This window comes from Noviherbaspirillum suwonense (assembly GCF_900182955.1).
GTDB classification, from domain to species: domain Bacteria; phylum Pseudomonadota; class Gammaproteobacteria; order Burkholderiales; family Burkholderiaceae_D; genus Noviherbaspirillum_A; species Noviherbaspirillum_A suwonense.
On record NZ_FXUL01000050.1, the window covers coordinates 1 to 11,757 of the forward strand.

Here is an 11,757-nt window from a genome sequence, read left to right on the forward strand (position 1 = left end):
AGGATCACCAGCATCGCATTGCCCAGCCACATCGACACGATCAGGCCCCAGAACAGCGTCGGGTTGCTGGTCATGACCTGCGGGCCCGGCTGGATGTTGTGGATCGTCATCGCGCCCACCATCAGCGCCATCACCGCGTTTGGCGGAATGCCCAGCGTCAGCAGCGGAATGAACGAGGTCTGCGCAGCCGCGTTGTTGGCCGACTCCGGACCGGCCACGCCTTCGATCGCGCCCTTGCCGAATTCACTGCTGTTCTTGCTGACCTTCTTTTCCAGCGAGTACGCGCCGAACGAGGCCAGGGACGCGCCGCCGCCCGGCAGGATGCCCAGCACCGAACCGAGGACGGTGCCGCGCACGATGGGCGCGAACATGCGCTTGAAGTCATCCTTGGTCGGGAACATGCTGGTGACCTTGTTGGTGAAGACCTCGCGGTGCTCCTTCTGCTCCAGGTTGGTCATCACTTCGGCGAAGCCGAACACGCCCATGGCCACGGCCACGAAGCCGATGCCGTCGGCCATCTCCGGGATGTCGAATGCATAACGGGACACGCCGGTGTTGACGTCGGTGCCGATGATGCCGCCCAACAGGCCCAGCACGATCATCGCGATGGCCTTGATCAGCGAACCCGAGGCCAGCACCACCGCGCCGATCAGGCCCAGCACCATCAGCGAGAAGTACTCGGCCGGGCCGAACTTGAAGGCCACCTCGGCCAGCGGCACGGCGAAGGCTGCCAGCAGCAGCGTGCCGGCGCAGCCGGCGACGAAGGAGCCGATGGCGGCGGTCGACAGCGCCACGCCGGCGCGGCCGCGCCGGGCCATCTGGTAGCCGTCGATGCAGGTGACGACCGACGAGGTCTCGCCGGGCAGGTTGACCAGGATGGCGGTGGTGGAGCCGCCGTACTGCGCGCCGTAGTAGATGCCGGCGAGCATGATGAGACCGCCCAGCGGCGGCAGCGCGTAGGTCGCCGGCAGCAGCATGGCGATGGTGGCGACCGGGCCCAGGCCCGGCAGCACGCCGATCAGGGTGCCGATGAGGGCGCCGATGAAGCAGTAGGCCAGGTTCATCGGCAGGCTGAAGGTCATGCCGAACAGGGTCAGCGGCTCAAAGGCCAGCACCGCGCCGAAGCCGGTGGACAGATTGGCGATCAGGGTTTCCATGAGAGTCGTTCCTTATCCGGCAAAGAAGGTGGGCCAGAGCGGGAACTGCAGACTCAGGGCATAGACGAAGACCGCGAGGCACAGCGCGATCAGCACGGTGGTGTTGATCAGCGTGGCTTTCCAGCCGAACTCGTGGCTGGCGTAGCTCGAGACGATGACGACGGTGGCGAGCGCAATGACCAGTCCGGCGCGGTTGAGCAGCAGGCCGAACAGCACGACGGCGCCCAGCACGAGCAGGATGGTGGGCCAGGAAAACTTCTGGACCCGGGTTTCCTCGGCCTTGGGCGACAGTGCGCCGAGCACGATGACCGCGCCGAGAATGATGAGGATGATGCCCAGTACGGTGGGAAAGTAGCCCGGTCCCATGCGGGCGGCGCTGCCGAAGGTGTAGCGGGTGCCAAACCCTGAAAAGAACAAGCCGAAGGCGGCGAACAATAGTCCCGCCCAGAAGTCCTTCTGATTCCTGATATGCATGCTGCAATGTCTCCTGTATTTTTGTCACGCGGACAGCAGCCATGATTCTTGCCGATCACGCTACAGGATGCAATGCCGGATGTTGACCCACTGACATTAAAATGGGGTCATATGCGCTTCCGCGCAAATTTTTATCCCTATTCGTGCGGTAGATGCCCGCTAATTGCCATTTCATTGCCAGCGGCTACAGGTATGCGACGCAGCCCGTCCAAAGCGGCAATAGCCTGCGTTTCGTCCCGCTCCTCGATCGCGGCGCCCTCGAACGAAGGCCGCATGTTCCAGCCGGTGGGAAACACGAATTCGTAAAAACTGCGGCCGCCAGCGTCCACCTGGACCTTTAGCGTCGTCACCTGCGCCAGTCCGCCAGGCGCGACCTGGATCTGGTGGCTGCCCGGCGCCAGCGGCAGCCGCAGAAAGGATGCATTGCCGACAAAGCCGGCGGTCCGGCCATCGACCAGCACCTGGAACGGCTGCGCATAGGCGGCAAGCGCGCCGCGCCGGTACAGGTAAATACCGCCTTGCCCGTCGCCGTGCGCCTCTGCGCCGGGCAAGGCCGGAGAACGCCAACCTTCGGCGACACCGAATGCGAGCAACGCAGCGCACAGGAAGAGAAAGGAAAAATGCAGCAGCCTCGATCTGAAAAGAAACATGGGATCACATTCACGGAAGGGCGCCACGGCGGCGCGCTCACGTAGGTGGCAATCCGGCCGCGCCAGTTTCTGGCATGGCGCTCCCGTTCCAGATTTTTGCCAGTGCGCGTCCTGGTTCGAAACATTGCCGTGGATCCTCCTTGGCGCCGGTGGCCGCCGCGGGCCCGGCCACCGGCGCTGTTTCTATCATGGATGTCCGTGCCAACGTTTTCAGACCCGGACCTAAGGCGTGCGACGCGCGGGCATCATCAGGCTGGCCAGCATCGAGATTGCCAGGATGGCGCCCACTACGCCCAGCGAGATCTGCACCGGCAGGTGCACCCACTGCGCCGCAAGCATCTTGCCGCCGATGAAAACCAGCACCACGGCCAGGCCGTATTTCAGGTAATGGAAACGGTCGGCCATCCCCGCCAGCAGGAAATACAGGGCGCGCAAACCCATGATCGCGAACATGTTGGACGTGAACACGATGAAAGGGTCACTGGTAATGGCGAAGATGGCCGGGATGCTGTCGACCGCGAACACCAGGTCGGTAATCTCGATCAGCACCAGCACCAGGAACAGCGGTGTCGCGTAGCGCAAGCCCTGGCGCACGATAAAAAAGTTTTCGCCGTGATAGTCGTCGGTCACGCGGATATGCCGGCGCATCCAGCGCAGCACCGGGTTGGCTTCCAGGTTGGGCTCCTTGTTGGCGAAGATCAGCATCTTGACGCCGGTAAAGAGCAGGAATGCGCCGAACACATACAGTATCCAGCTGAACTGGCTGATCAGCCACGCGCCCAGCAGGATCATCACCGCACGCATGACGATGGCGCCGATGACGCCGTACAGCAGCACCCGCCGCTGCAGTTCGGCCGGCACGGCAAAATAGCTGAACAGCATCAGGAACACGAAGATATTGTCGACCGAGAGTGCTTTTTCGATCAGGTAGCCGGACAGGAATTCTAGGCCCTTGCGGTTCGCCACTTCGCGGCCGACGGTGTCGTCGAGGTACCACCAGAGCAGCAGGTTGAATAGCAGCGCCAGAGCAAACCAGGTGATCGACCATGAAAGCGCCTCGCGGAACGATACCCGGTGCGCGTGCCGGCCACCCAGCACCACCATGTCGACGACCAGCATGCCGATGACGAACAGGACGAAGCCGGCCCACATGGGCGGCGTGGCGAAGCTTGTGATCTCGGTCATTATTTTCTCGGAAAAAAACGACTACGGCCGTTCTTCACCGGCGTCAATGGCGGCGAAGAACGGTATGAAGGCGAAGCTACTCGGACGGCTCGGGCACCATCCTTACGACACGTCCCTGGCGCTGCTGGCGCACGCGCCGGGAAACCGTGCGTCCAATGCGTCCGGCCGCCTGCGAGATTGCCGCATAGAGGTCCCGGTCGGTGCTGGTCGTGATCACCGGTCCGGCGCCATCGATCACCACGTGGATGTCGCAGCGCTTGTCCAGCCCTCCGCGCGCGCCATTCAGGTCACGCAGCCGGACTGTCACCCGCTGCACATGCGCCAGCGTATGGGAAAGCGCATTACGGACCTGGTGCAGCGTATATTCGTGCAGCGCGGCAGTCAGGCCAAAACTGTGGGAATACATGGCGACTTTCATCTGCTTCTCCTCTGCGGGTGTGTGGTGGAACCACTATAGGATTGGCCTAACTGCTTGAATAGTCGAATAACTCTTGTTGATAGATCGAGAAAACCGAAGAGGCCGGCATGGGCGCGTTGAACTACAAGCATCTCCACTATTTCTGGATGGTGGCCAAGACCGGCAGCATCGGCCGCGCCAGCGCCCGCCTGCATGTGACCGCCCAGACCATCAGCGGCCAGTTGACGCTGTTCGAGCAGATACTGGGGCAACCGCTGTTCGACCGGGTCGGGCGGCGCCTCCAGCTCAATGACATGGGCCGCATGGTGCTGCGCTATGCGGACGACATCTTCACGCTGGGCGGCGAGCTGGAAGAGGCGATGCAGCGCGGGCCGGCGGAGCGGCCGCTGCAGCTGCGGGTAGGCGTGACCGACGCCGTGCCCAAGAGCATGGCCTATCTGCTGCTGGAACCGGCGGTGCGCCTGCCGCAGGGACTGCGCATCATCTGCCGCGAAGGCAAGCCGCGCCAGCTCCTGGCCGAACTGGCAACCCACCAGCTTGATATCGTGATCGGCGACAGCCCCTTGCCGGCCAACGTGGAAGTGCGCGGCTTCAATCACCTGCTGGGCGAATGCGGGCTGGTGTTCTTTGCCGCGCCGGCGCTGGCCAGGCAGTATCGCAAGGGATTTCCCCATTCGCTGGACGGCGCGCCCTTCCTGCTGCCGGGCGAGGAGGCGGCGGTAAGGCCGCGGCTGCTGCGCTGGTTCGACCGCATCGGCGTGAAGCCCGTCATCGTCGGCGAATTCGACGACAGCGCGCTGCTCAAGGCGTTCGGCGAGGCGGGAACCGGGATTTTCAGTGCGCCGCAGGCAGTCGCGGCACGATTGAAGAAACAGCTGGCGGTGCAGACCCTGGGCAGCACCGGCGAGGTGGTCGAACAGTTTTACGCCGTATCCATGGAGCGCCGGCTGACCCATCCCGCGGTGGTGGCCATCCGCACCGCCGCCCGGGACACCCTGTTTGGCGCAGGCGCCCAGTCGTAAGCGGCGCGGCTATTCGCCACCGGGCGCAACGCAGCCGGCGGAAACGCGCGGCGGCGCCTTATGAACTGGAACCGGAACCGGGATTGCCCTGGAGCTGCTGCGACAGGACGGCGGCCTCGCTGCGCTGCGCGGCCGTCATCCGCTGGCCGAGCAATGTCCGGGCGCGCGCCGCCTGCGACATCCCGTGGCCGGCCGCCAGGTCGAGCCAGGCCCATGCAGGCACCGGGTCGGCATCCGTGCCATGCCCTTGCGCATGCATGGTGCCGAGGTTGAACTGGGCCCGCGCATGGCCCTGTTCGGCCGCCCTGCGGTACCAGGAAAAAGCCTTGGCGGCATCCTGCAGCACGCCGTTGCCGGCGTCGTAGCGCAGGCCCAGGCTGAACTGCGCATGCGCATTGCCGCGCTCGGCCGCCTTGCAGTACCAGGCCATGGCCTGCTGCGCATCGCGCGGCATGCCATGCCCGTGGTCATACATCAGGCCCAGGCTGTACTGCGCCTTGGGCAGGCCCTGCTCCGCAGCCTGCCGGTACCATTCGGCTGCCTGCGCCATGTCGGCCGGCATGCCGTGGCCTGCCTCGAGCAGGCCGGCGAGATTATATTGGGCCAGTGCGTAGCCCTGTTCCGCCGCCTGGCGATAGAAAGCGGCCGCACGAGCGAAATCCTGCGGCACGGACTTGCCGGTCGCGTACATCAGGCCGAGGTTGTTTTGCGCGGCCGGATCATTCTGCTCCGCTGCACGCTGGAACCAGTGCAGCGCCCTTGCGCCATCCGGCGCCACGCCCAGGCCGTTCACGTATGCCAGGCCCAGATTGTTCTGTGCGCCCGCATGGCCCAGTTCGGCCGCTTCCGAATACCAGGAAAGCGCCTGCGCATGGTCCTGCTGCACGCCCTGCCCAGTGCCGTACATCAGGCCAAGGTTGAACTGTGCCCGCGCATGCCCCTGCTGGGCCGCCTTGCGGTACCACAGCAGCGCATGCGCATAATCCTGCGCGCGCCGGCCGTTGCTGTAGATGACGCCGAGATTGAACTGCGCGTTGGCATGGCCGCGGTCGGCCGCCTTGCGGAACCAGGCGCGCGCCTGCTCCCAGTCCTGCGGCACGCCGTCGCCGCTGCTGTACATCATGCCCAGGCGATTGGCTTCGTCCGCCTCCGACTGCGCCGAGGCTGTCGACGCGCTGGCAATATTGGCAACGTTGGCAAAAACGGCTGGGCCGGCCTTGATTTCCATGACTTCCATCGGGGCCCCGCTTCAGGCGCAGCGTGCCGCGTTCTTGCGCAGCAGCTGCAGGAACTGCGAGCTGGACACTGGCCTGTAGTAGAGAAAGCCTTGCATGGTAGTACATCCGACCTGTTCCAGGTAAGCCGCCTGCGTTTCGGTCTCGACGCCTTCGGCCACCACGTTCAGGTTGAGTCCCTTGGCAATCGAGATAATCGCCAGCACCACCGGGTAATGGGCATGCATGTGCTGGATCTCGCGGATGAAGGACTGGTCGATCTTGATGGTATGGACCGGGAAGCGATGCAGGTAGGCCAGCGACGAATAACCGGTGCCGAAGTCGTCGATGGCCACGCTCACGCCGATCTGCCCGAGCTTGTTGAGCTGCTCGATCGCATACTGCGGATTGCGGATGCAGATGTTCTCGGTGATCTCGACCTCGATCTGCGAGGGCGAAAGACCGTGCCGGTTGAGCGCGGTCTTCATCTTTTCAACGAAATCGCCGCAGTCCAAGTATTGCGGCGACACGTTCAGCGACAGCCGCACCCGTTCCTCGACCTGGGTATTCCACAGCGCCAGGTCGCGGCATGCCGCCTTCAGCATCCAGTCGCTGATGGGCGTCATCAGCCCGTTTTCTTCCGCGAACGGCAGGAACTCGCCGGCCGACAGCAGGCCGCGTTCCGGGTGGTGCCAGCGCATCAACCCTTCCACGCCGATGATGCAGCCGGTCGGCCGGTCGACCTGCGGCTGGTAATACATTTCGAACTCGTCATTTTCCAGCGCCCGGCGCAGGCTCTGTTCCAGTGTGATCTTCTGGTACGACACCTCGTGCAGGGACGGCTCGTAGAAACTGTAGCCGTTCTTGCCCTGGCCCTTGACCTGGTACATCGCCATGTCCGCATGGCACAGCAGCTCGTCGATGGTTTCGCCGTCATGCGGATAGACCGCGATGCCGATGCTGGCCGAAATATGCACCTCGCTCCCGGCGAGCGTAAAAGACTTCTGCAGGCATTCGAGCGCCTTGCGCGCCACCACGTGCGCATCGTCCCTGTTGAGCAGCTCCGGCAGGAAGATCGTGAATTCGTCGCCTCCCAGCCGGGCCAGCGTATCGCCCTGCCGCAACGCCGCCTTCAGGCGTGTCGCCACCTGCTGCAGCAGTTCGTCGCCACGTATGTGGCCCAGCGTGTCATTGACCAGCTTGAAGCGGTCGAGGTCGATGAACATGACCGCCAGTTCGGTTTCCTTGCGCTTGGACTGCATGATGGCCAGGCCCAGCCTGTCCTTGAACAGCATGCGGTTGGGCAGGTCGGTCAGGATGTCGTGATACGCATGGTAGGAGATCATCGCCTCCGCCCGCTTGCGCTCGGTGACATCGCGCGCCACGCCATAGGTGCCAAAGAATTCGGCGCCTTCCGTCTGCTTGGCGTTGCCGTACATGCCCATCGAGTTGAACGACAGCGTCACGAGGGTATTCTCGACAGCCGGCCCCTTGTCGCGCAATGCCGCCGACTTGAGGCGCAGCTCGATATTGCGGCTGGCGCGGTCGCCGACCCGGCGCTCGTTGAAGACATAGTAGGCGCGCTCCATGTCCTCGTCGTGCACCAGGTCGGAATAATGATTGCCGATCAGCTCGCTGCGGGAAAGGCCCAGCAGCTGCTGGGCGCGATCGTTGATGAAGGAAAACCGGCCTTCCGCATTGAGCGTGTAGATGATGTCGGGCGAACTGTCGACCAGGTAGCGATACAGTTTTTCCGAACGTTCCAGCTGCTGCGCGATGTGCTTGTTGTCCGCTTCCAGCCGCCGCTGCCGCAGCGCGTTTTCCACCGTGCTCAGCAGTTCCTCGCGGCCGTAGGGCTTGCGCAGATAGTCGTAAGCGCCGCGCTTGAGCGCGCCGATCGCGCCTTCAATGCCGGTTTCCCCGCTCAGCACGATGACGTTGGTATCGAGCTGCCTGCGGTTCATCACGTCCATGATCTGGTGGCCGCCGAAATCCGGCAGGCGCAGGTCCAGCAAGGCCAGGTCGAATGGCATCTGCTCCAGCAGGGCTACCGCCTCGCTGCCGCAGGTCGCGGTGTGCAGCTCATGTCCGCTGTCGGCCAGCAGCGCGCACAGGCTTGCCAGCAGGCGCGGTTCGTCATCGACCAGGAGCAGCCGGCACGGCCGCGACGATGGCAGCGATGCGCGTTCGGGCAGCGAGGGCGCGGCCTCGAACAGGGGCATCAGTTGGGCGGTATTTCGCTGGTTGATCACAGTGCGCGCTGTCCGTTTTGGCTGGCATGGCCCTGCGCCGGGGGAGAAAGATGCAGCGCCAGCGGCAGCAGCAGGTCGAACGACGTGCCCCGGCTGCTGCTGCGGCAGGTAATGGTGCCGCCCATTTTCTGGACCAGGCTGTGCACGATGCTCAGGCCCAGGCCCCGGCCCGCGCCGCCCTTGGTGCTGGCCACCGGCGAGAACAGGCGCGGAAGGATATCGCGCGGTATGCCGGCGCCGTTGTCGCTGATGCGCAGCTCGGCAAACAGTCGCCCATCGCGATTGACCTGTCCATAGTCGACGATTTCGATTTCCCCGCCGCCCGTCAGTGCCTCGACCGCGTTCTTCAGCAAGTTCATCAGCACCTGCTTGAGCAGGTCGGCGCTGCCTTCGAGCACGGTTTCCTCATCCTGCAAATCCGTTTTTATCGTCACGGACGCCGGCACGTACTCCGTGTCGCGGAACAGCCGCACCACGTCGCGGACCACGCGGCCCACTTCGGCCGCCTGCCCGCTGCCGACCGGCTCGAGGTCGGTCAGTCCATGGACGATCTGGCCGACGCGGTCAATTTCCTCGTTCAGGATGGCGACTTCGCCAACCACGATGTCCTGCTTGCGCAGGCGGCTGTCGAGTATGCCAAGGTAATTCTTGATGATGGTCAGCGGATTGTTGACTTCATGCGCGACCCTGCGCGTCGCCGCCTGGTACTGGTCGGTGACGCTGGCAATGCGGTTGTCGATCTGCGCCTGGTTGCTGCTGGCGACCTGCAATGCGTTCGCGGCCTGCGATGCATAGGCCAGCAGAAAGCGGTCGCGCCGCTGCAGTTCCGCGGCCTGGTAGTCGCCGATGCTGCCGATCAGCATGCCGATGCAGCGGCCCGATACCGTCATCGGCAGGCAGATCAGGCAGTCGGCGCGCAGCAGGCCGAGCAATTGCTCCTCGGGCAAGGTCAGCAATTCCCCGTCGCGCCGCAGGAAAGCGATCTTTCGCATCAGCGCCGCATCGGCGATGAGTCCGCCATCGGCAAGCGGCACGGAAAACTCGGCCAGTCGCTCTGCCTGTCCGCTGCCCGGCTTGCCGATCAGCGCCTGCCCGGACTTGTCCGTCATCAGCAGGAAGGCCTCGGTGAAGCCGAACAGGATGCGCGCCGAGCCCGAAATGGTTTCCATCAGCCCCGCGATATCGGTCTGTTTCGCGAAAAACCGGCCGGCATTGGAGGCGAGGACCATGTTGCGCATCTCCTCGTCCATTTTTTCTTGCGTGGGATTGCGCGGCGGGGCTGGCTGCGGCGGCACATAGGCCGCCTGCTGCGCAATATCGTCCGCACCGGCGAGATCGATGCCCAGCGCAGCGGCGGCGCGCACCACCTTGGCCTCCGCCTTGCCGCGGATATCCTCGATATCGGGCGCGGTGAGGCCGCACAGCAGCCCCGCTTCCGCCAGCGTCTCGTCATCGGTGTCGGCACTGGACATCAGGTGCGCGAGCATCACGATGCGTATCAGCGGGTGCGCACTTGCGACGCGGGCGGCCGGCTCATGATGATATTGCACTGCATCGGCGAGAAAGGAATCCATCTGCCACCGCTCGATGATGGCCGCGCCGGCTTCCGCATGGGTGATCTGCAAGGTGCGCTGCTCCACCCAGCACAGCTTGGCGTCGTCCTTGGCGTGAAAATTGACGGCATATTCCTGCGGCGCGGCTGCCATCAGTCCCAGCCTGCCGACGTCGTGCAGCAACCCGGCAAGGTAGGCTTCCTCGACATGCCCGTGTTTCATCTTGACCGCGATATCGCGCGCCATCACCGCGGCGGTCAGCGAATGCTTCCAGAACGCGCGCAGGTCCAGCGTCCCGGGCTTGGAGAAATCGTTGAACATCTGCAGGACGGACTCGCTGATCACCAGCGTCTTGATCATGTCCGTGCCGATCGCCATCAGCGCCTGGTCCAGGTTGGCCTTGCGCCCGCCGCTACGGTGATAAGCGGGACTGTTGGCGACCGCCAGGATAGTGCTCGCCATGCCCGCATCCTGGGATATCAGCGCGGCGAGCTCTGGCATGCCGGCGTCTTCATCCTGGCATTGCTCGATCAGTTTGAGAAGGATCTGCGGCATCGTGGGTAGATGCGCCTGCTCCAACCGCTTTCGGATATCTAATTCGGATCGCTGCATATATTTTTAACGGTATTGCAAGCAGGCTCGACATCAAGATAGTGTGCGCTATCGATCTAGGCGATCTTCGTTGGACCAAACGGCCGCGGGATCTCGCAAACTCGTATTATTCCCCAGCAATAATCAGAACTAACAGTTTCTTGCAAATAATACCATTAAAAACTTGCATTGGATCAACAAATTGGGGCCAATGCGTATACCAGCAACAACTTGATTCCTTTGAGAAATACAGCCAGTGAGGGATTGCACGGTCTGGGCACATTCCATTTCTCAACGGTATCCAACCAAATGGCAAGCTATTGGGGCGGTGCGGAATTAGCTGAAGCCCGTCGAAGAGTGGAGGAATCGCACCGTGCTCTGGAACGGTAGCGGGCTTGGGTTGAATAAACCGGGCGCGTAAATCTCTGCCATGGGTGTCAAACGGGAGACATCGCTGACGAGCATCGGGACGCTAATCAGAACCTGATGGTTGTTAGCTGCTGGCGGTCAGTTTCGCCAAAGTGGGGCGGGTTGCAAGTTGCAAGTTGCAAGTTGCAGGTTGCAGGTTGCAGGTTGCGGGTTGTGCGGCTGTGCGGCTGTGCGGCTGTGCGGCTGTGCGGCTGTGCGGTTGCGGAACTTCGAGACTTTGGGACTTCGGTACTTCGGTACTTCGGTACTTCGGTGTTTCGGTGTTTCGGTGTTTCGGTGTTTCGGTGTTTCGGTGTTTCGGTGTTTCGGTGCTTCGGTACTTCGGTACTTCGCGGCTTCGGTGCTTCGGTGCTTCGCGGCTTCGCGGCTTCGCGGCTTCGGTGCTTCGCGGCTTCAGGGCCTTTGAGCTTTGGTGCTTCTGGGATTCTGGGCTTCAGTTCTTCGGACTCTGGGCTTCAATTCTTCGGACTCTGGGCTTCGGGCTTTGGGCGTCGGGCGTCGGGCGTCGGGCGTCGGGCGTCGGGCGTCGGGCTTCGGGCTTCGGGCTTCGGGCTTCGGGCTTCGAGCTTCGAGCTTCGAGCTTGAGCTTGAGCTTTTGCCATTGGGCTTCGAGCTTCGCAGCCCCGAGGCTAAGCCAAACTTCATTCAACTTTGCAGTCGGGATCCCTCAAGCACCACAAAACCGCCGCCCCAAAGCGAAAACCCCCGTCGCCTGACGGCGACGGGGGTCTTCTGGTGTAACAGCCTGACGATGACCTACTTTCACACTGGTTGCAGCACTATCATCGGCGCTAAGTCGTTTCACGGTCCTG

General features: G+C 63.2%; 9 protein-coding genes. 1 reads left to right on the plus strand and 8 read right to left on the minus strand.

Going from position 1 to position 11,757, the window contains the following annotated elements:
- The 5 genes from QOL82_RS28755 to QOL82_RS28775 form a co-directional block, all read right to left on the minus strand.
- A partial coding sequence (locus QOL82_RS28755; protein WP_283445755.1) for a tripartite tricarboxylate transporter permease occupies nt 1-1,157 on the minus strand: 1,157 nt, incomplete at its 3' end.
- Between the two features lie 12 nt (nt 1,158-1,169).
- A complete protein-coding gene (locus QOL82_RS28760; RefSeq protein WP_283445756.1) occupies nt 1,170-1,631 on the minus strand; it encodes a tripartite tricarboxylate transporter TctB family protein in 462 nt (153 codons plus the stop codon).
- 137 nt (nt 1,632-1,768) lie between these two features.
- Nucleotides 1,769-2,281, minus strand: a complete 513-nt coding sequence (locus QOL82_RS28765; protein WP_283445757.1) for a hypothetical protein — start codon at nt 2,279-2,281, stop codon at nt 1,769-1,771.
- A gap of 222 nt (nt 2,282-2,503) precedes the next feature.
- Nucleotides 2,504-3,466, minus strand: coding sequence for a TerC family protein (locus QOL82_RS28770; RefSeq protein ID WP_283445758.1), 963 nt, complete (start codon nt 3,464-3,466; stop codon nt 2,504-2,506).
- A 76-nt stretch (nt 3,467-3,542) separates the two neighbouring features.
- A complete protein-coding gene (locus tag QOL82_RS28775) occupies nt 3,543-3,884 on the minus strand; it encodes an HPF/RaiA family ribosome-associated protein (protein ID WP_283445759.1) in 342 nt (113 codons plus the stop codon).
- Between the two features lie 107 nt (nt 3,885-3,991).
- Here QOL82_RS28775 and nhaR point away from each other — a divergent pair, with 107 nt between their 5' ends.
- Nucleotides 3,992-4,906 (plus strand): transcriptional activator NhaR, encoded by a 915-nt coding sequence (nhaR, locus tag QOL82_RS28780; RefSeq protein ID WP_283445760.1) that lies wholly within the window; start codon nt 3,992-3,994, stop codon nt 4,904-4,906.
- 58 nt (nt 4,907-4,964) lie between these two features.
- On the opposite strand, the gene QOL82_RS28785 is transcribed toward nhaR, so the two are convergent.
- Genes QOL82_RS28785 through QOL82_RS28795 form a run of 3 tightly spaced genes read right to left on the minus strand, consistent with a single transcriptional unit; the run spans nt 4,965 to nt 10,480 of the window.
- A complete protein-coding gene (locus tag QOL82_RS28785) occupies nt 4,965-6,143 on the minus strand; it encodes an SEL1-like repeat protein (protein ID WP_283445761.1) in 1,179 nt (392 codons plus the stop codon).
- A gap of 12 nt (nt 6,144-6,155) precedes the next feature.
- The gene (locus QOL82_RS28790; RefSeq protein ID WP_283445763.1) at nt 6,156-8,342 is read right to left on the minus strand and encodes an EAL domain-containing response regulator; all 2,187 of its coding nucleotides are present in this window, start codon (nt 8,340-8,342) and stop codon (nt 6,156-6,158) included.
- 26 nt (nt 8,343-8,368) lie between these two features.
- The gene (locus QOL82_RS28795) at nt 8,369-10,480 is read right to left on the minus strand and encodes an HDOD domain-containing protein (RefSeq protein ID WP_283445762.1); all 2,112 of its coding nucleotides are present in this window, start codon (nt 10,478-10,480) and stop codon (nt 8,369-8,371) included.
- Between the last annotated feature and the right edge of the window lie 1,277 nt (nt 10,481-11,757).

Coding starts and splice junctions, on each gene's coding strand:
- QOL82_RS28760 (WP_283445756.1), bottom strand. CDS start 1,631: ATGCATATCAGGAATCAGAAGGACTTCTGGGCGGGACTATTGTTCGCC.
- nhaR (WP_283445760.1), top strand. CDS start 3,992: ATGGGCGCGTTGAACTACAAGCATCTCCACTATTTCTGGATGGTGGCC.
- QOL82_RS28790 (WP_283445763.1), bottom strand. CDS start 8,342: ATGCCCCTGTTCGAGGCCGCGCCCTCGCTGCCCGAACGCGCATCGCTG.
- QOL82_RS28795 (WP_283445762.1), bottom strand. CDS start 10,480: ATGCCGCAGATCCTTCTCAAACTGATCGAGCAATGCCAGGATGAAGAC.
- QOL82_RS28765 (WP_283445757.1), bottom strand. CDS start 2,281: ATGTTTCTTTTCAGATCGAGGCTGCTGCATTTTTCCTTTCTCTTCCTG.
- QOL82_RS28775 (WP_283445759.1), bottom strand. CDS start 3,884: ATGAAAGTCGCCATGTATTCCCACAGTTTTGGCCTGACTGCCGCGCTG.
- QOL82_RS28785 (WP_283445761.1), bottom strand. CDS start 6,143: ATGGAAGTCATGGAAATCAAGGCCGGCCCAGCCGTTTTTGCCAACGTT.
- QOL82_RS28770 (WP_283445758.1), bottom strand. CDS start 3,466: ATGACCGAGATCACAAGCTTCGCCACGCCGCCCATGTGGGCCGGCTTC.